General features: G+C 43.8%; 18 protein-coding genes. All 18 read right to left on the bottom strand.

Annotated elements, in window-relative coordinates:
- Nucleotides 1–17: 17 nt before the first annotated feature.
- On the bottom strand, nt 18–899 hold the full coding sequence (locus AC4HAF_RS03055) for a DNA/RNA non-specific endonuclease (RefSeq protein WP_491096615.1): 882 nt from the start codon (nt 897–899) through the stop codon (nt 18–20).
- Nucleotides 900–948: 49 nt separating this feature from the next.
- Nucleotides 949–1,137, bottom strand: coding sequence for a DNA-directed RNA polymerase subunit beta (locus AC4HAF_RS03050; RefSeq protein ID WP_491091361.1), 189 nt, complete (start codon nt 1,135–1,137; stop codon nt 949–951).
- A 2-nt stretch (nt 1,138–1,139) separates the two neighbouring features.
- A complete protein-coding gene (gene murA, locus AC4HAF_RS03045) occupies nt 1,140–2,411 on the bottom strand; it encodes a UDP-N-acetylglucosamine 1-carboxyvinyltransferase (protein WP_491096614.1) in 1,272 nt (423 codons plus the stop codon).
- A gap of 65 nt (nt 2,412–2,476) precedes the next feature.
- Nucleotides 2,477–2,710, bottom strand: coding sequence for a DUF1146 family protein (locus AC4HAF_RS03040; RefSeq protein WP_491096613.1), 234 nt, complete (start codon nt 2,708–2,710; stop codon nt 2,477–2,479).
- A 210-nt stretch (nt 2,711–2,920) separates the two neighbouring features.
- A complete protein-coding gene (locus tag AC4HAF_RS03035; protein WP_491096612.1) occupies nt 2,921–3,337 on the bottom strand; it encodes a F0F1 ATP synthase subunit epsilon in 417 nt (138 codons plus the stop codon).
- Nucleotides 3,338–3,349: 12 nt separating this feature from the next.
- Nucleotides 3,350–4,756 carry a F0F1 ATP synthase subunit beta gene (gene atpD / locus AC4HAF_RS03030; RefSeq protein ID WP_491096611.1) on the bottom strand — a complete coding sequence of 469 codons (1,407 nt, stop codon included), beginning with the start codon at nt 4,754–4,756 and terminating at the stop codon, nt 3,350–3,352.
- Nucleotides 4,757–5,132: 376 nt separating this feature from the next.
- Entirely contained in the window at nt 5,133–6,011 is an 879-nt protein-coding gene (locus tag AC4HAF_RS03025; protein WP_491091365.1) for a F0F1 ATP synthase subunit gamma, read from the bottom strand.
- Nucleotides 6,012–6,028: 17 nt separating this feature from the next.
- Nucleotides 6,029–7,534 (bottom strand): F0F1 ATP synthase subunit alpha, encoded by a 1,506-nt coding sequence (gene atpA / locus AC4HAF_RS03020; RefSeq protein ID WP_491091366.1) that lies wholly within the window; start codon nt 7,532–7,534, stop codon nt 6,029–6,031.
- 15 nt (nt 7,535–7,549) lie between these two features.
- Nucleotides 7,550–8,086 carry a F0F1 ATP synthase subunit delta gene (locus AC4HAF_RS03015; RefSeq protein WP_491096610.1) on the bottom strand — a complete coding sequence of 179 codons (537 nt, stop codon included), beginning with the start codon at nt 8,084–8,086 and terminating at the stop codon, nt 7,550–7,552.
- Entirely contained in the window at nt 8,086–8,580 is a 495-nt protein-coding gene (gene atpF / locus AC4HAF_RS03010) for a F0F1 ATP synthase subunit B (protein ID WP_491096609.1), read from the bottom strand. The genes AC4HAF_RS03015 and atpF overlap by 1 nt, the downstream gene beginning before the upstream one ends.
- 13 nt (nt 8,581–8,593) lie before the next feature.
- Nucleotides 8,594–9,298, bottom strand: a complete 705-nt coding sequence (gene atpB / locus AC4HAF_RS03005; RefSeq protein WP_491091369.1) for a F0F1 ATP synthase subunit A — start codon at nt 9,296–9,298, stop codon at nt 8,594–8,596.
- 40 nt (nt 9,299–9,338) lie between these two features.
- Nucleotides 9,339–9,539: a F0F1 ATP synthase subunit C gene (locus AC4HAF_RS03000; RefSeq protein WP_491091370.1), complete on the bottom strand. Its 201-nt coding sequence runs from the start codon at nt 9,537–9,539 to the stop codon at nt 9,339–9,341.
- Between the two features lie 271 nt (nt 9,540–9,810).
- A complete protein-coding gene (locus tag AC4HAF_RS02995) occupies nt 9,811–12,207 on the bottom strand; it encodes a glycogen/starch/alpha-glucan phosphorylase (protein WP_491091371.1) in 2,397 nt (798 codons plus the stop codon).
- A gap of 195 nt (nt 12,208–12,402) precedes the next feature.
- Entirely contained in the window at nt 12,403–13,836 is a 1,434-nt protein-coding gene (gene glgA, locus AC4HAF_RS02990) for a glycogen synthase GlgA (RefSeq protein WP_491091372.1), read from the bottom strand.
- Nucleotides 13,836–14,966 (bottom strand): glucose-1-phosphate adenylyltransferase subunit GlgD, encoded by a 1,131-nt coding sequence (gene glgD / locus AC4HAF_RS02985; RefSeq protein WP_491091373.1) that lies wholly within the window; start codon nt 14,964–14,966, stop codon nt 13,836–13,838. Before glgD ends, glgA begins: the two co-directional genes overlap by 1 nt.
- The gene (locus AC4HAF_RS02980; protein WP_491091374.1) at nt 14,956–16,095 is read right to left on the bottom strand and encodes a glucose-1-phosphate adenylyltransferase; all 1,140 of its coding nucleotides are present in this window, start codon (nt 16,093–16,095) and stop codon (nt 14,956–14,958) included. Before AC4HAF_RS02980 ends, glgD begins: the two co-directional genes overlap by 11 nt.
- Nucleotides 16,096–16,118: 23 nt before the next feature.
- Entirely contained in the window at nt 16,119–18,005 is a 1,887-nt protein-coding gene (glgB, locus tag AC4HAF_RS02975; RefSeq protein WP_491096608.1) for a 1,4-alpha-glucan branching protein GlgB, read from the bottom strand.
- A 185-nt stretch (nt 18,006–18,190) separates the two neighbouring features.
- The gene (gene pulA / locus AC4HAF_RS02970) at nt 18,191–20,404 is read right to left on the bottom strand and encodes a type I pullulanase (protein ID WP_491096607.1); all 2,214 of its coding nucleotides are present in this window, start codon (nt 20,402–20,404) and stop codon (nt 18,191–18,193) included.
- Between the last annotated feature and the right edge of the window lie 2 nt (nt 20,405–20,406).

The raw sequence follows: 20,406 nt of genomic DNA, 5'->3' as shown, positions 1-20,406 counted from the left end.
CCGGCACTTTTTGATAGTTAATTAGCCTTTACCCAGCCTGTGGCGTAATCAAAGCTCAGGCCGCTTTGAACATTTGGAATGAATACATTAAATTCTAAACTGCCATCAGAAGATTTAGCTTCTAAATGGCTGCCGCTCGCTAAAATATTATTGCCCTCATACACAAGGGTTACCCGGTAACGAACACGTTTACGGCGATCCAGAGCTCTTCTGATTATCGTCTCATAATAATTTTGCCCGGTTGAATCCGAACTGCTGGCCTGATTGGACCAGGCTGTCTGTGTTGCTACATTCTGTGGATTGCTTGTTGAAGCATCGAAACCTTTCAGGCCGCCAACCAGCGCATAGCCCAGTAAGTGTCCGCGATCAACAGCATGGTCATAGTCTCCGCTCAGATCATGCAGCTGATGCCAGCCTGCAGGCTGCCAGTTGGTCCTTCCATTTCCTGTTTCTTCACGATTTCTGTATTGGCGCGTAGCCTTAGTCAATAGTGCATTAGCCACTGTCGGAACGGTTTTCCCCTGAACGGTCTTAGTCTTATTGTTGGCATAAGGAAGACTGGCAACATCAGCATTAAGAGTAGTCTTATTGTGATTGATGATAAAAGCTCCCGCACCATTCCATTCAATATGAGGACCCAGCGATTTTTTCACAGAAGCTGTTAAAACAGTATTGGCCAGCTCCTGACTGGGAGCGGTCTGATCACTTCGGGAGCCATTTGAGGGAATTTCCGGAGCGGTTTTCTTTCCAGTCACCAGCTGAGCTGCCTGCTTTATCGGATTGTTGTCTGCGATGCGCTCATCAGTCGCAATATAGGTCAAAATCAGCAAGAGCAAGGCTGCAAGCACAGAGACAAGCAGCTTTGTCTGTTTTTTGGTTCGATAATTTTTTCTCGCCATAACGTTTCCTCAGTTATCCTGTATAGGTCAGCAAAAAAGCAGGGAATCCCTACTTTCCTGTAAATTTATCAATCAGCGACTGCCACTTATCCCATGATAAAACAGACAAGGGATTTTTGCCCTCACCGATGAAACTGTAGCCGATCATCAGCCCGACTGCTAAAAAAACAAGGCACAATAGAGCTATCAGAATAACAAAAGCTAATTGATTGCGAACATATTTCCACCCGCTGTTCATTGTCAGTCTCCATTAACACGTTGAATATTTGCACCTAATTTGGCTAATTTTTCATGAAATTGGAAGTAACCGCGATCCAAATGATTTAAATTGCCGACAATGGTGCGTCCTTCAGCGACCATACCGGTCAGAATAAGCGCAGCACTGGCACGTAAATCTGTTGACATTACCTGTGCTCCCTGCAGCCGGCGGCCGCCGTGAATCATTGCAGTATCCCGTAAAATTTCTGACGTTAAGCCCATACGGCGCATTTCTTCCAAATGCTGGAAGCGGTTTTCAAACACTGTTTCAATCATAGTTGATTCGCCCTGAACTACAGCCATCAAGGCTGTAAACTGAGCCTGCATATCTGTCGGGAAACCGGGATGGGGCATGGTCTTAACAGTAACCGGTTTTAACTTGGCTACATCAGAGACCACACGGATTCCTTCGTCTTCTTCGGTGACCTCTACTCCCATTTCTCTTAGCTTAGAGATGAGCGGGCGGTTATGCTCCCAGACAGCATCTTTAATTAAGACATTGCCGCCGGTCATGGCAGCTGCCACCATAAAAGTTCCGGCTTCAATCCGGTCTTGAACAACACTGTGCTTGGCACCGTGCATCCTGTCAACACCGATAATAGTCAGGGTTTCAGTTCCCGCACCGATGACCCTTGCTCCCATTTTATTGAGAAGATTGGCCAAATCAACAATCTCAGGTTCCCGCGCAGCATTTTCAATAATTGTTGTTCCTTCAGCCAGAGTAGCTGCCATCATCAAGTTTTGTGTTGCACCGACACTTGGAAAATCCATGTAGATATTAGCGCCTTTCAGACGGCCAGCGCTGGCTGTAATGTCACCGCCTGCCTGCTCGATTTTAGCTCCCATGGCTTCTAAGCCTTTAAGATGCAGATCGATAGGCCGGCTTCCGATTGTGCAGCCTCCCGGCATCGAAACCTTAGCATGACCGTTTCTTGCCAAAAGAGGCCCTAAAACAACAATAGACGCGCGCATTTGGCTGACATATTCATAAGGCGCCACATCGAGAATGTCTCCTGTAGCATCGAGTAAAACTTGATTGTTAGCCTCGTCGAAATCCACTTTGACATTGAGACCGCGTACCACATTATTCATTGTAAACACATCTGACAGAATCGGCACATTTTCCAGCAGTGTCTGTCCTTCTGTCGGCAAAATAGCTGCCGCTAAAAGGGGCAAAACAGCATTTTTAGCCCCTTCAATAATAACATCACCCTTAAGCTGTGTTTTACCACCTTCAATAACAATTTTATCCACGAATTTCTCCATTCACTGTATTTTATTCTTGCATTATACCATAATAAACGGTTAAGACGAATTAATTAAACCGCAAAAAAGAGGTCCTGACTCAATGAAATCACGGACCAGATAAAGCTGCTGGTCATATAACCGACGGCAATACTGACAAATAATAAAAATAATTTTAAACGGCTCACATTTTCAGAGCTGTTTTTAATTATTTTTCCCCAATCAAATAAGTTGATGAGCAAATGATAAAAAATAGCAATAAAAATCAAGTGACTCATCAGCATCACAGCATTATATAAAATAGTCATAAATCTATTATATCAAAAAAGAAGCCGAGACTGAACTTAGAAAAATAAAGATTTTCAAACTGACACCTAAAAGCCTTGCAAAAACAGCTGAACGCTGCAGTGCCTGCCAAGTCTGCAACACCTGCGGCAGGCAGCTGTTTCTTATTTTCCTGCATCAGCTGAGAGACGAAAAAGACAGCCGCCATAGCTGTCCTTTCTGAATTTAATCCGTTATTTGGAACCGACATTGATACGGTTAAGGGCACGTCTGAGAGCAACCTGAGCACGCTGCACTTCATCAATACGATGTTCTTCTTTAGCTTTTTCGATTTCTTTTTCGGCCCGAATTTTGGCCCTCTCAGCTCTGGATACATCAATATCACGCTCACGTTCAGCTGAGTCAGCAACAATGGTCACAAGATTATTCTTAATCTCAATAATGCCGCCATTAACCGCTACCCAGTCAACATGCTTATCATCATCAATGCGCCTGATTTTCATCTCGTGTACTTCCAGCGGTGCTATCAGATTTTCATGGTTAGCTAAGATGCCCATTTCCCCATCGGGCGTCTTGACCAGGATAAACTTAGCATGATGGTCATATTTTAAACCGTCGGGCGTCACGATTTGCACAGTCATTTCTGCCATTTGCTCACCTCATTAAAAGCCCATCTTTTTCGCTTTTTCAACAACATCCTCAATAGCACCGACACTGCGGAAGGCATCTTCTGGAAGGTCATCGTATTTTCCTTCAAGAATTTCTTTAAAGCCGCGGACTGTTTCAGCAACCGGCACGTAAGAACCTGGCTGACCGGTAAATTGTTCTGCCACATTAAAGTTTTGCGAAAGGAAAAATTGAATACGGCGGGCACGGCCGACCAAGGTTTTTTCTTCGTCGGATAACTCATCCATCCCAAGGATAGCGATGATGTCCTGCAGTTCACGATAGCGCTGCAGCACGTGCTGCACTTCTGTTGCCACGTCATAGTGCTCTTGGCCGACAATTTCCGGAGAAAGGGCACGAGAACTTGAGGCCAAAGGATCAACCGCCGGATAAATCCCCATCTGCGTTAGACGGCGTTCCAGGTTGGTTGTTGAGTCCAAGTGAGCAAAGGCGGTTGCTGGTGCTGGGTCAGTATAGTCATCCGCAGGCACATAGATGGCCTGAATAGAGGTAACAGACCCCTTTTTCGTTGATGTAATCCGCTCCTGCAGCTGCCCCATTTCAGTAGCCAGTGTTGGCTGGTAACCAACGGCTGAAGGCATGCGGCCTAAAAGCGCAGAAACTTCAGAACCCGCTTGGGTAAAGCGGAAAATATTATCAATAAAGAGAAGCACGTCCTGACCTTCAACATCACGGAAATATTCAGCGATGGTAAGACCGGTAAGAGCAACCCGCATCCGAGCTCCGGGCGGTTCATTCATCTGTCCGAAGACCATGGCCGTCTTTTCAATAACACCGGATTCCTTCATTTCCCAGTAGAGGTCATTTCCTTCACGGGTACGCTCACCGACACCGGTAAAGACAGAAATCCCGCCGTGTTCTTGGGCAATATTGTGAATCAGCTCCTGAATCAAAACGGTCTTGCCGACTCCGGCACCGCCAAAAAGGCCAACCTTCCCGCCCTTAAGATAAGGAGCCAATAGGTCAATCACCTTGATCCCTGTTTCTAAAATTTCAGTTGAGGTGGATAAGTCATCAAATGAAGGTGCCTTTTTATGAATAGGCTGCCGCTCAGCATCTTCCGGAAACGGCGCATTAAGGTCAATTGTATCTCCCAGAACATTAAAGACACGGCCCAGTGTTTCCTTACCAACCGGAACACTGATGGCACGGCCTGTATCCAGAACCTCAAGACCGCGTGTTAAACCGTCTGTTGAGTCCATAGCAATGGTTCGCACAAGACCGTCGCCAAGTTCAAGAGCCACTTCGAGAACGATTCTTTGTTTTTTATCGCCGTCTTTATAAACAATCAATGCATTATTAATCTCAGGGAGTTTATCATCTGCCGCAAATGCAACATCGACAACAGGACCGACTACCTGAGCAATTTTGCCTGTGCTCATTTTCTTCTCCTTTAACTTAAGATACAAAGGGCGTTAAGAAATCCGTATAAAAATAGGAAACGGACGTCGTGTCGTTAAGACACAAGGACGTTTATCTTTTTTACTAGGATTTTAGCCCGTGTTCAATTAACAAGATACGGCAGAGGATTGTTATCTAAGTGCTTTGCACTTGATAACAAACGCCAATCACCATTGTGAATTGGCTGCCTCTCCCGCTAACTTCGTTTGCTTAGTAAGATCGACTAACCAAACGAAGTGTCGCAAAGGGCGTTAAGAAATCCGTATAAAAATAGGAAACGGACGCCGTGTCGTTAAGACACAAGGACGTTTATCTTTTTTACTAGGATTTTAGCCCGTGTTCTATTTTGCAGAGAGATTAATCTAAGGCGTTGGCACCTGCGACAATCTCTGTAATTTCTTGTGTAATCGCGGCCTGACGCACACGATTGTATAATTTGGTCAAATCTTCGATCACCTTATCGGCATTGTCTGTTGCTGTCTGCATAGCTGTCATGCCTGCTGCATGCTCTGCTGTCTTAGCATCAATAATGGCACCGTAAATCAGACTTTCAGCATATTGGGGCAAAAGCTGTTCCAAAATAGCTTCCCGATTGGGTTCTAATTCAAATCCTGTAACATTGCCTTCGCTCGCTTCATCTGCATCTAAATCTGAAATAGGAAGCATTTTTTCAACACGCACCTGACTGGTCAAACTGTTGATGTGGTGGGTGTAACAGACATAGAGTTCATCAAAGATTTCATTTTTGTACATTTCAACCGACTTTGAGATAATCCGATTAACTTCCTCAAAGCTCGGGTTGTCTTCCAATCCGCGCAGTTCAAAGGCAACTGGAAAATTGCGGGCCTTGAAAAAATCAGAGCCCATTCCGCCGATAGAAATGATGGTATAGTCGCTCTTATCCGGATGATAATCCTTGATAGTATCCATGACAGCCTTGAGAATGGTTGAATTGTAAGCTCCAACCAAGCCCTTATCAGAAGTAATCACGATATAAGCCGTTTTTTTAATCGGCCGCGAAATCAGCATGGGATTAGTCGAGCCTGTGGTCAAATCAGAATGCAGCAAATCTGTTGTAATCTGGCGAATTTTAGAAGCATAAACTTGAAAATTCTTAGCCGCCTGTTCCGATTTAACCAATTTGGCAGAGGAGACCATCTTCATGGCGCTGGTAATTTTCCCGGTCTTTTGCGTTGACGAAATTCTCACTTTAATTTCACTAAGAGAGCCTGCCATATTAGATCCCTCCTGTACTAACTAAATTGTGACTGATCTTTGAAGCTTTGAATAGCCTTGTCCAAAACCGATTCTTCCGGAAGATCTTTGGTCGTGCGAATGGTGTCAAAAATATCACTGTAATGTGAATCGAAATAATCAAACATATTATCTTGGAAGGTCAGAATATCATTGACAGGGACACTGTCCAAGAAACCGTGTGTCAGAGCATAGAGAACGAGCACTTGCTTTTCAACTGCCAAAGGTTTATGGAGGCCTTGTTTAAGCACTTCTACCGTACGGCGGCCGCGATTGAGCTTAGCCTGTGTTGCAGAGTCCAAATCAGAACCAAACTGTGTAAAGGCTTCAAGTTCACGATAAGAAGCAAGATCCAGACGCAGCGTTCCGGCTACCTTTTTCATGGCTTTAATTTGAGCAGAACCGCCGACACGCGATACTGAAGATCCCGCATCGATAGCCGGCCGAATCCCTGAATTAAAGAGGTTTTCCTGAAGGAAAATCTGACCGTCCGTAATTGAAATCACATTCGTTGCGATATAGGCCGAAATGTCCCCTGCCTGTGTTTCAATGAAGGGCAGAGCCGTTACAGACCCGCCGCCCAACTCATCTGACAGTTTGGCCGAACGTTCCAAAAGCCGGCTGTGAAGGTAGAAAACATCACCCGGATAGGCTTCACGTCCCGGCGGACGCCGCAAAAGAAGCGAGAGTTCACGATAAGCAACCGCTTGTTTTGATAAGTCATCATAAACAATTAAAGCATGCTTGCCCTTGTACATAAATTCTTCTGCCATGGCAACACCTGCATAAGGCGCAATGTACAGCAGAGGTGAAGGCTGTGACGCAGAGGCTGTGACAACAATCGTGTAATCAAGGGCTCCGTATTTACGGAGAATTTCTACCTGACTGCGGACAGTAGACTCTTTTTGACCGATGGCAACATAGATGCAAATCATATCCTGCCCTTTTTGATTGATAATGGTATCAATGGCAATTGATGTTTTACCTGTCTGCCGATCACCGATAATCAATTCACGCTGACCGCGGCCGATCGGCACTAAAGCATCGATAGCCTTAATCCCTGTTTGCAAGGGCTCAGAGACGGACTGACGCTGCATGACACCAGGAGCCGGCGTTTCAACAGGACGGGTAGCATCTGTTGCTATTTCTCCCAGCCCGTCAACAGGCTGACCAAGCGGATTAACCACACGGCCGATGAGAGCCTCGCCAACAGGCACTTCCATAATCTTGCCGGTACGCTTAACCGTGTCGCCTTCGCGAATACTGTCAAAGTTACCGAGAATAATGATCCCTACATCATTTGATTCCAGGTTTTGCGCCATTCCAAAAGTTCCGTTGCCAAATTCAAGCAGCTCACCGCTCATGGCATTGTCCAAACCGCGGGCGCGGGCAATACCATCACCGACATAAGTAACAACACCAGTCTCTGTGACATCAAAATTTGGCTGGAAGTTTTCAATTTGCTTTTTAATTAAAGCGCTAATTTCTTGTGCGTTAATTGCCAAAAATCACACCACTTTCTATTTCAAATTCATTTTTAATTCTTGTAATTGGCTGCGAATACTAGTGTCAATTACCTTATTATTCGCCTTGAGGACAAAACCGCCAATGAGCTCTTCATCGATGTGTTCGATGAATTCTCGCTTGGTCAAGTCGAATTTCTTTTCAGCCAATGCAGCAAGCCGTTCTTTTTGGCTGTCTGACAAAGCAACGGCCGCTGTCACCTCAATGTCAAAAGTCTGCGTTTTGATGCTGAGCTCTTTTAAAACCTCTTCCATAATCGGCTTAAACAAGCTCTGGCGCTCATTTTGCAGAATTATCTCAAGAAAATTGTTCATGTAATCTGAACCAGACTCTTGAAACAATCTAACCAAGCCAGCCTTCTCAGACAAACTGACCGCTGTGCTGGCCAAAAAATGCTGCACATCGCTGTCATCAAGGACCGTCAAAATAGATTTAACATCATCATAGACAGCTGCTGTTGCATTTTTTTCAACCGCCACATCCACGAGACTCTTTGCATAGGTTTCTGTTAAAGCCTGCATTTTCTTATCCATTAGGCATCTCCCAGCTTGTCTAAGTAACTGTCAATCAGGTCGCTCTGAGCCGTTTTATCAAGGCTTTTTGCCATGATTTTTTCAGCCAGAAGGACACTGATATCAGCGACATCTGCTTTGACACTTGACAGTGCTTCTGCCTTGCTGCTGGCGATATCCTGATTTGCCTTATCTTTGAGGCGGCTGACCTCTTCATGGGCTTCTGTAACAATCTTAGCTTCCTGAGCTTTGCCTGTTTCTTTGGCATTTTCAATAATTTGGACAGCTTCATCCTTGGCTTGATTAAGTTCAGCCTGACGCTTATTCTCTAGAGTCTGAGCATGCTGACGTGCACTTTGGGCATCGTCAATATCTTTTGCAATCTTGTCTTCCCGAGCCTGAAAAACAGCCATAATTTGAGACCAGGCGAACTTCCTGAGAAGAACAAACAGAAGAACAAAAGATCCTGTAACAATAATAAAATTTCCGATAAATTGACCAACTGATACCGACATTTATTCTCCTTTCTTACTCTCCATTGACCTTTTTACTCAAATACATAGACGTCAGCAGGGTAAAAACATAACCCTGCAGACAGGAAATAAAGACAGAAAAAGCCGTCCAAACCAAATTAAGAACAAAGGCAACAGGAGCAATAAAAACACTGACATCAACCATTTTTAAAATAAGACCCATGACAACTTCCCCTGCATAAATATTGCCGTAAAGACGCAAAGCAAGAGAAGCTAAATTAGTGACTTCTTCCAATAAATTCATCGGTGTCATTCCGATAGGGGTAACAAAAGCTTTCAAATAGTTTTTTATCCCGCGGCGTCTGATACCTTCGGCATGGACAATAATGGTCACAAAAAAGGCGAGACCAAAATCATACATCATATTAGAAGTCGGCGATGTCCATAAATTATACTCACTGGTTTCAATCCTGCTCATCAATCCGAGATTGTTGGCAAAAGCGACGAAAGTGAACAAGGTAAACAAGAAAAGTGAGTAGCGTTTTCCATTTTCTTCACCCAGGTTTGTTTTAGCAATTCCTGTTACAAAGTCATAAAGGTACTCCAAGACATTTTGCCTGCCTTTGGGTTTTAGCGCCATGCAGCGGCTCGCCCAAAAAACAAATCCAAAGACAGCAAAAACTGTCAAAAGAGACATGGCAAGCAGGGTCAGATCAAATGTTACCGGTCCAATACTAATTGTAGGTGTGTTTGATTCCAACTAACTCCCCCCTTTTCTAAATAGGCAGGACACAAACCCTTTATTTAAGAATAAGTGTCATGGCAAGGGTAACGAAGAAAGTACCTTCAATAAAGGCAACACCCATGATCATAAGAGTTCTTAACTGACCGATAATTTCAGGCTGACGAGCTGCTGCTTTAAACAAGTTAGCAACCAAGTAACCTTCTGCCAAACTAGCACCAAAACAGGCTAAACCAAGAGCCATAATACCTAAATTCATTTTGAATTCTCCTTTTAAATTTTTTTACTTGTTTAGTGTATTCCTATTTTCAGTGTTTGTCAACGAAAACAAGAAATTGTTTGCGCTTTCTTGACCTTTAAATTTAAGCCTTTCCCAGCATCTTTTTTCAGCCACAAAAAAGAAGCCAAACAGGGCTATAAGGTCCTAATAAACTTGCTGATTTTGCCAGATCAAATTAGCAGCAAAAAAAAGAGAACGGGAGCAAATTCTATGTTTTTAGAATTTGCTGTCCCGCCCTCTTTGGGAAGGCTTATTTTTCTAACTGCCAAATGTCTTTTGCATACTCTGTGATGGTGTCATCAGAAGTAAATTTATCAGAATTAGCAATGTTACGCAGACTCATGCGAGCCCAGCCTTCACGGTCGCGATAGAGAGCATCGATTTTTTCCTGCGCTTCCACATAAGAAGTAAAATCCTCAAGCAGGAAGTACTCATCATTATGGGTAATGAGCGCTTCATAAATTTCCGTTCCCTCACTTTGGCTGTTTGGAATGGTGCCATTGATAAAGGTGTCCACCACGCGCTTAATAACTGGATTAGACTCGTAAACACCGCGCGAATAATAATCATGATTGCGATAGTGGCGGTAAACATCGTCCTTATTCATCCCAAAGATAACAATGTTATCATCACCGACTTCGTCTTTTATTTCAATATTCGCCCCGTCAAGTGTTGCCAGCGTAATACTTCCGGTCATCATGAATTTCATATTGGATGTTCCTGATGCTTCTTTTGAAGCCAGTGAAATCTGTTCAGAAACATTAGCAGCCGGAATAATCAGCTCTGCCAGACTGACATTGTAGTTCTCCAGAAAGACAACTTTGAGCTTTCCTTGAAGAGAGTCATCATTATTGATAAGATTGGCCAGCTCATTGATAATCTTAATGACAGATTTAGCAAAATGATAGCCTGGTGCTGCCTTGGCACCAAAAATAAAGACACGAGGCACAAGGTCAAGATCCGGATTATCCTTTAAATCCCAGTAAAGCTTGACAATATGCAGAACATTGAGCAGCTGACGCTTGTAAGCATGGAGCCGCTTGACCTGAACATCAAAGATAGCATCAGTTGATACGTCAATGCCGGTTGTTTCTTTGATATAGGCAGCCAGCTTCACCTTTGAATCCTGCTTAACGCGGTAGAAAGCGTTAAGAACCTCTTTATCATCAGCAAAATCATTAAGTTTTCTCAGTTCATGAATGTCTGTACGCCAGCCATTGCCGATTGCCTCATCAATCGCTGCCGATAATTCAGGTGCCGCAATCTGTGTCCAGCGGCGTTGAACAATACCGTTGGTCTTATTATTAAATTTGCCCGGGTAAAGTGTATAAAAGTCATGCAGAGTATCTTCTTTAAGCAGCTCCGTATGCAGTTTTGCTACACCATTTACGGAATGTCCGCCGATAATGGCAAGATTGGCCATATAAATCTGATTGTCTTTGACAATGCGGGTATTTTCAATAATATGCGGATCAATGCCCTTTTGCGCCAGACTGGCAACAAAGCGGTTGTCGATTTCAAGAATAATCTGATAGACACGCGGCAGAACATTTTTGAACAGTCCGGCATCCCATTTTTCCAAAGCTTCTGAAAGAATGGTGTGATTGGTATAACTCATGGTTTGTACCGTCGTTTCCCAGGCCTGATCCCATTCTAAACCGTAATCATCAACCAAAAGGCGCATAAACTCAGCCGGTGCAACAGCCGGATGGGTATCATTGATATGAACAGAAATCTTTTCGTGAATCCGCTCTAAGGGCCGCCCTTGTTTCAGATATGATTTAATGATAGTTTGCAATCCGGCGCTGGTCATGAAGTACTCTTGAATTAAACGCAGCTCTTTTCCTTGATAATCAGAATCATCCGGGTAAAGAATGGCTGTGATATTTTTCACCCGCCGGCGGTCTTCCAAGGTCGGGTAATTGAGTTCATATTCTTCAGGAATTTCAACATCCCAAAGGCGAAGATTGTTGATATTGTCATTGCCAAAACCAATCTGCGGAACGTCGTAAGGCACGGCACGAAGCACCTGGGCACCGTCATAGGCAGGAACGATACGTCCTTCTTCATTGGCCTGCAGATGCACATTGCCAAAGAGTTTAACTTCAACGGCATCATGATCTTTGCGGGTTTCCCAGACATTGCCGACAGAGCCAAACCAAGCGTCAGGCAGCTCTGTTTGATAGCCGTTGACAATGCGCTGTTTGAACAAGCCGTATTGGTAGCGAAGTCCGTTGCCAAAGCCGGGATAGCCGGTTGTTGCCAGCGAATCCATAAAAGCTGCTGCTAAACGTCCCAAGCCGCCGTTCCCCAGAGCCATGTCATACTCAGCATTTTTAACATCTTTGAAATTGATCCCTAAATCGGCAAAACCTTCTTTAACGGTATCAAGAATGCCCAGATTCAGCAGATTGGTTTCAAGCATCCGGCCAGGAAGAAACTCAATTGAAAAATAGTAAGCTACTTTTTGATGGTTTTCTGAAATTTTACGGTTTCGCTCCAGCCAAAGCGGTGTGTAATATTTACGGATAACCTTTGCCAAAGAACTGAAAAGTTCTGTCGGGGTGGCATCAGGTACCTTAATCAGCTGCTCTTCGTGCAGAGTATCTTTGAAATCACGGATGAATTTTTCTTTTGTTAGTTGCATTTTTTTCCTTTCGTAAGAGACTGCTAAAACTGTCGGGATTTGTGCTTTTGCTGACAGTCTGACTGCTGTTCTTTGAACTGAGAGCAGACAGCAAACTGCTGCCGGTTTGAACAGACCTTGTCAATCCAAGCCGGCAGAACAGCACTGAATCCCAATAGGCAAATGACTGCTCCTGCAGACAGCTGCCTTATTTTTTTATTTTGCTATTTCCTTGTAGAGATCTTCATAAGCCTGACTGGCCGTATCCCAAGAGAAATCCATGCTCATCGCATTTTGCTGCAAAATTTTCCAGTCTTCCTTCTTATTATAATAAACATCCAGCGCAGTCTCAAGTGTTTTGGTCAGCCAATAGCCTGAAAAGTCTTGGAAACCAAAACCAGTACCCGTTTTTTCAAATTCATTATAAGGAATAACAGTATCCCGAAGTCCGCCTACTTCATGTACCAGAGGCAGCGTACCGTAACGCATGGCCATCATCTGCGACAGGCCGCACGGCTCAAAAGCACTGGGCATCAAGAAAAGGTCGCTGGCAGCGTAAATCTGCTGAGCCAACTCTAAATCAAAAGTGATATTAGCGGAGATTTTTTCCGGGTAAGCATAGCTGAACCATGAAAAAGCATTTTCAAAATCAGCATAACCTGTTCCCAGAAGCACAATCTGCAAATCCAGCTGCATGATGGTGTTAAGTTCATCGACAACCAGATTGAAACCTTTTTGGTCTGTCAGACGGGAAACAATACCAATTAAAGGCACATCATCACGCACTGGCAGCCCGACACGTTCCTGCAGTGCTGCCTTGTTTTTAGCCTTGCCTGACAAATCATCTTTTGAAAAATGAGCTGTCAAATGCGGATCTGTCTCCGGATCAAGCAAGTCAGTGTCAATACCATTGACAACACCGCTCAGCTTGCCTGATTCCATCCGCATAATCTGATCGAGCCCCTTGCCGAATTCAGGCGTCATAATTTCTTTGGCGTAACTTGGTGACACCGTTGTGACACGGTCAGCATAAAGAACGGCTGCTTTCATCCAATTCAAGCAGTCATTCCAGCGCAGCGTTCCATCACGGTAGCGCTCATCGCCGACACCAAAGAGTTCTCCCAGCATAGCAGGATTAAACTGACCTTGAAATTCAATATTGTGAATGGTGAAAACAGTCTTAATTCCCTGATAGGCATTGATCCAATGGTATTTTTCCTTGAGCAGATACGGAATCATGCCGGTATGATAATCATGCACATGGAGAACATCAGGAATAAAGTCAATCTTTTCCATTGCTTCCAAAGCAGCTAATTGGAAATAGGCAAAGCGTTCACCGTCGTCAAATTCTCCGTAGATTTGGCCGCGGTAGAAATAATGCTTGTTATCAACAAAATAAAAATTAACACCATCTTTAAAAATGTGTTTGATGCCCACGTATTCACGGCGCCAGCCCACATTGGTAAAGAAGTAAAACAGATCCTTTATTTCCTCGCCGAATTTGGCGTCAACAGCATCATAATAGGGAAGGATGACACTGACTTCATTCCCATTTTTAACAAGGGATTTAGGCAATGCCCCGATGACATCGCCTAATCCGCCAGTCTTTGCAAAAGGAGCACCTTCTGCTGCTACAAATAAAATTTTCATCAAACTATATCCTCAACAATTTCGCTTGCTTTTGCTATAACAACCGGTTTATCTGCTGTTCCGCGAACCGTTACTCCCGGCGCAATCTTGACATTTTTGTCCAAAATAGCATTTTCAACCACAGCCCCTTCGCCGATAGTCACCTTAGGAAAAACAATGCTGTTTGCAACTCTGGAATTATCCGCAATATAGCAATTCCGCGAAATAATCGAATGCTCTACCGTGCCTTTGACAATACTGCCCGAAGCAAATTGGGCATTTTTCACAGTTGAGCTGGCTGCAAAATAGGTTGCTTCTTCATTTTTAACCTTGGTGTAGACCTTCTGATTAGAATAAAGAAGAGAATAAAATTTTTGAGAATCCAGCATATCCATATTGGCATCGTAATAGGATTTGACTGATGAAATATTGGCCAGATAGCCAGTATATTCAAAGGCCAAAGCTCTTTCTGAAACCGTCAAATCACGAAGCAAGAAACGAAGATTGAGAGGATTTTCCTTTTCATTTTCTTTTTCCATCTGCTCAATCAGCCAAGGGGTATTGACAATGTAAATACCAGCAGACATTTTTTCAAATTCATGACCGACATGGCTGTCGTGACGGCCGGTAACAGTGTCTGTTTCATCAATTTCCAAAATATCATTGGCCTTAGAAATAATGTCAACAGGCAGTTTCTTATAAACAACCGTGATATTGCGCTTATTGGCATTGTGCAGATGAATGACCTGCTGCAGATCAAGGTTGCACAGGATATCGCAGGACATGTAGATGGTCTGATCAGAACCTGAACGCTTCAGATAAGTCAAAATCTGATCATAGTAATCTTTGTCTGCATAGATGCTGTCTTCTCTGGTATTGTAAAATCCTAGGAAATAGTGGCTCAAAAGAGTGTTTAAGCCCCATTCGCGGCCGCTTCTGATATGGTCAAAAATGGAACGGATATTTTGTCCGCGGAAAATACCATAAATACTGCGAATCCCTGCATTAGCTAAATTTGATAGCTGAAAGTCAATCAAACGGTATTTGCCGTCAAAAGGCAGGTTTGCCAAAGGACGTGTATCTGTCAGCCCTTCCATTTCGGGAAAGCCAATAGCGCTGCCTAAAATTGCAGAATATTTATCAATCTTCATTTGGAACCCCCACTACTTCATTGTAACCAATAACCTGAACTTCATCTGTTCCGTCAACTTCAACGCCTTCACCGATTTTAGCACCTTCACCGATAATAGCGCGTGTAATTTTGGCACCTTCACCAATAACAGCGCCGCTCATGATGAAGGAATCCTTGATTTCAGCGCCTTCCCTTACCTGAACATTGGTTGATAAAATCGAGTGTTCAACCTTACCGGATACAAAGCAGCCATCCACAACCAGTGAATCTTTAACATCTGCTTCATCAGTAATGAAGTTAGGCGGTGCAATCAAGTTTCTGGAATAAATTTTCCAGGAGCGATCACGGCTGTGAAGCTCATTGTCTTCTCCGATGTATTCCATATTGGCTTCCCAGAGAGATTCGATTGTCCCAACATCTTTCCAATAGCCTTTGAAATTGTAGGTATAAACGCGTTCACCTGATTCAAGATAGGCAGGAATAACATTTTGACCAAAGTCGGACATGTCAATATTATTTTTCTCAGCATCGACAAGCATGGTCCGCAGACGTTCCCAATTAAAGATGTAAATTCCCATTGAAGCCTTGGTTGATTTTGGTTCTTTTGGTTTTTCCTCAAACTCAACGATACGGTCATTTGAGTCAGTATTCATGATACCAAAACGGCTGGCTTCCTTAAGCGGAACATCAATAACAGCTACCGTCAAACTGGCCATATTGTCTTTATGGGTCTGAAGCATATCATCATAATCCATCTTATAGATATGGTCTCCTGACAAAATCAGCACGTATTCAGGATCAATGCTGTCGATATAGTCGATATTTTGATAGATGGCGTGACTGGTTCCTTGGAACCAACGGTTTCCTTCTGTTGCAGAATATGGCTGAAGAACTGTTGTCCCAGAGTCAATGCCGTCAAGACCCCAACTTGATCCATTTCCGATATGATTGTTAAGAGCCAGCGGCTGGTACTGGGTAATCACACCAACATTATTAATTCCTGAGTTAGCACAGTTTGACAGCGCAAAATCAATAATACGGTAACGTCCCCCAAATTGAACAGCAGGCTTTGCAATACTTTGTGTCAATTTGCCCAGACGTGTCCCCTGTCCTCCTGCGAGGATCAAAGCTAACATTTCATTCTTCATGTGAATTTCCTTCCCAAATAGTTTTATTTTTTCAAACGACGTTTAATTTTCCAGATACTTGCTCCCAGAGCCGGCAGGGTGAAACTGAGCGTATTTTCATAGTCTTTCCACAAATCCTTTTGGGTCTTGACAGTTTCATTATGCTCTTTCCAGACGCCGCCGAATTCTTCAAGTTCTGTATTCCAGATTTCCTCATAGATACCGGCAACCGGCACACCTATAGTAAAATCTTTGCGTTCCACAGGAGCCATATTAAAGACGCAAACCAGCATATCTCCTTTCTCGTTTTTACGGATGAAAGACAGAACACTTTGGTCAACATTATCCGCATCAATAATTTCCAAGCCATCATAGCTGGTATCAACCTGCCAAAGAGCTTTATGATCCTTATAGAATTGATTGAGCTTGCTTGTAAAAGCCTGCAGCTTCACGTTTAACTGGTCTTCTTCTTCTAGATTGCTCCACTCCAATTCTTGGTCGTATTTCCATTCCAAAAATTGGCCGTATTCACTGCCCATAAACAGCAGTTTTTTACCGGGGTGGCACATTTGATAGGTATAGAGACTGCGCAGCCCTGCAAATTGATTGTAACGGTCTCCCCACATCTTATGCATCAGGCTCTTTTTCCCGTGAACAACCTCGTCATGCGAGAATGGGAGGACGAAATTTTCCGAAAAGAGATACATGAAACTAAAGGTGACCAGATTAAAATCATATTTGCGGTAAATTGGATCTTCTTCGTAAAACTTAAGGATGTCATTCATCCAGCCCATATTCCATTTGTAGTCAAATCCTAAACCGCCTTCTTCGCGGCGCCCTGTAATCTTAGTCATGGCTGTCGACTCTTCAGCAATCATCATGACATCCGGATGAGCCAGCTTAAGCACGGTATTTAAACGCTGCAGGAAGTAGTAGCCTTCCAAATTGCGGTTTCCGCCTTCCTTGTTAGGCTGCCAAGGTCCCTCATCGTAATCCAAGTAAAGCATATTGCTGACAGCATCAACCCGAATACCATCAATATGGTAAAAGTCTATCCAGAATTTAGCACTGGAAATAAGGAAAGACTGCACTTGATTCTTCCCAAGGTCAAAATTCAAAGCTCCCCAGCGGTAGTTGTGCGCTCTGTCATGATCTTGGTATTCAAAAGTCGGAGTCCCGTCGAAATAAGCCAAAGCATCATCGTTAATCGTAAAATGCCCCGGTACCCAGTCGACAATAACGCCAATATTGTTTAAGTGGCAGGCTTCAACAAAATCTTGGAACTGCTCCGGTGTTCCGTAGGTATGTTCAAAAGCAAAGAAGCCCATGAGCTGATAGCCCCAGCTCATTCCCAGAGGATGCGCCATCAGCGGCATGAATTCAACATGCGTATAGTTCATCTTGACCAGATAAGGAACCAGCTCGTCTTTTAATTGATCAAAAGTGTAAGGAGTTCCGTCCTCATTTTGTTTCCATGAGCCTGCATGAACTTCATAAATACTAACCGGACGCTTAAAGAATCCCAGACGTTTGCGGCGGCCCAGCCACAGCCCGTCCTTCCATTTCTTCTCAGGAATATTCCTGATTACTGTTCCTGTGCCCGGACGTTCTTCCAGATAAACGGCAAAAGGGTCAATCTTTTCAACAATCTGTCCGCCCTGACGCGTCACCAGATATTTATAGATGTGGCCTTCTTTAGGTAAATCTGTAAATACCTCCCAAACACCTGCCTCATTTTTTTGCATTTGCAGAGGATTCTCAAACCACCCTGTAAAATCACCGATCAAATGAAGATCTTCAGCATTGGGTGCCCAGACCCTAAAGACATACCCTTTAGCACCGTCTTTTTCAGTTTCATGAAAGCCGAAATAATGCTGCGCATGAAAATTTTCACCCGTTCCGAATGTTCTCAGTGCCTCTTTTTCATCCATTCGACCACCTCCTCTAGTTTGTTCGTAAAAATAAGATAAACCTGCCTAAATAAAACAAAAATAATCCAAGCAAAAACTTGGATTATTTTTTAATTCAAGGACCACAGCTATCAAATTTTCAAATTAATGACTTAATATGAAAGCGCTATCTATATCTTTACTCATATTATAGCATACTTTTCATTCTATGTCATATGAATTTCAGTCTTTTTCTCATTTGCATTAAAATCTAATTGGAACACCTTACCGGCGCCGCTGACATTGACAGTGACCAATCCTGAACCGTAATCTGCTGATGCTACATAGACATGTTTGCGAATATCTTCAAAGCTCTGATATGAAAAGGCAGTTTCCTGCGTTTTCAAATAAATCAGATTTTTTACAAAATCAACCGTTGATTTATGCAGAGTAACCTGATCCCAGTTAATCTGATTGACCGCATCAGGTGCATTGTAACTGTTCATAGCCCGCTCTTTGTCTGCAGCAGTCAGCTCTCCGTCAGGACCTGTCGCAAGCAGCTTCGTCCGCAGAAATTCCTGCCCCAGCTGCATAAAGACCATTCCCTGCATGAGAATGCCTAGGCTAATAGCAAGCTCTACCCGCTTAATATGACTGTCTTTGTCATCTTCAGGGTGCAGCTCCAAAAGAAGGTCATTAAGATTGTAGTTGTCATGTGCTTCCACATAGTTAAGCACCTGATCAGGAGCCAGATAGGGTGCCAGCTCATCGCTTCCCAGCATTCCTTTAGCCAATTCGTATTCGGTTGCTTCTCCGGAAACAAAACCTCGCTTGAAGTCTCCGTAAATCTCAGCACCTTTGATGGCATTTCTGACATCGTCATTAAAGAAACCGATACGAGGCATTTGGTGAGCATTGCCTTTTTTAGCTTTATTTTCAGGCATGAGCCCCACTCCCATATCCCATCCTTCGCCATAAAGCAGGATATTAGGGTCAACCTCATCTACAGCCTGCCTGATAGCATTCATCGTTTCAACATCATGGAGCCCCATCAGATCAAAACGAAAGCCGTCAATGTTATAAGCTTCTATCCAATAAAGGACTGAATCAATCATGTATTTTCGGAACATTTCCTTTTCGCTGGCCGTTTCATTGCCGCAGCCGGAGCCGTTTTGAAAGGAACCGTCACGGTTCATGCGATAGTAATAATCCGGTACAGCCAGCTGAAAGGCCGAATCTGAATTGGAATACGTATGGTTGTAGACAACATCCATGATGACACCGATTCCGGCATCATGATAGGCCTGGATCAGCTGCTTCAGTTCAAGAATTCGCGTTGTCGGTGCCTGCGGATTGCTGGCAAAACTGGCCTCGGGAACATTGTAATTTTCCGGATCATAGCCCCAGTTATAGGCATAAGACCCGTCTGATTCAAGCGTCTGATGATGATCAAAGATCGGCTGCAGCTGAACATAATTAATCCCCAAACGTTTAAGATAGTCAAAGGCAGTCGCATCGCCGTACTGATTTGTCGTTCCTGTTTCAAAGGCTCCTAGAAATTTTCCGCGATTTTCCGGCTGAACGCCCGATGTTTCAGACTTGGAAAAATCCCTGATATGCATTTCCGAGATAACTGCTTTATTGGGGTTGCTGAGCCGCCAGACAGCATCTTTTCCCTGCTTAACTGCAAATCCTTCAGGCTGTAAATCGCTGTCTGCAACAACAACAGAACGTCTGCCGTCTGCTGTCGCTGCAATCGAATAAGGGTCTCTGGTATCTCTGAATGTCCGTTTTCGGTAATAAACACGATAACAGTAGGCCTGAAAATTCAGGTCTCCTTCTACTTTTAGGAACCAAACCCCTTGCGTATTTGTCCTATGATCAGCGGGAGTTCTGCTGTCCCCGCGATTCATGCTGATAACCTGGCTGACACTGGCATTTTCTGTGGTTGCACTGTAAAGAATCAGCTCAACCCTCATGGCAGTTGGCGCCCAGAGGCGAAATTCAGTAGCTTCTTTTTGGTAAGAAAAACCCAGCCAGCCCTGAAAGCCCCACTCTTGGTCGAAACGTTTGCTGTTAACAGCCATATCAAAGGCATGCGGCTGGCGCCGACGGTAAGCATGGCTGGTAACAGCAGCCTGTCTGGAATAATAAAGGGTGCCGTCTCCTTCAACAATCCAAACCTCTGTCTTAAGCAAGCCCGGCTGGCAGTCAATCTTAAAATCGGGTGTCTTGACGGACCAATCTGCATTTTTGACAATCAAATAGACTTGATTTTGAAAAGACTCTGATTCATAGGTAAGACTGCCGACGATTCCAAAACTGTCAAAACGGGAAAAGGAAGCGTCCTTTCCCGTTTGGCCTTCTAACCATTGCCACATGCTGAAATCAAAATAACGTCCTTTATTGCTGTGGTAGTGTACAACTACAACATTTTTCATGT

The sequence above is a fragment of the Streptococcus sp. ELY_90 genome, from assembly GCF_058314475.1.
Note: the sequence above shows the minus strand (reverse complement) of the source record. Positions and strands in the feature narration are given on the sequence as shown.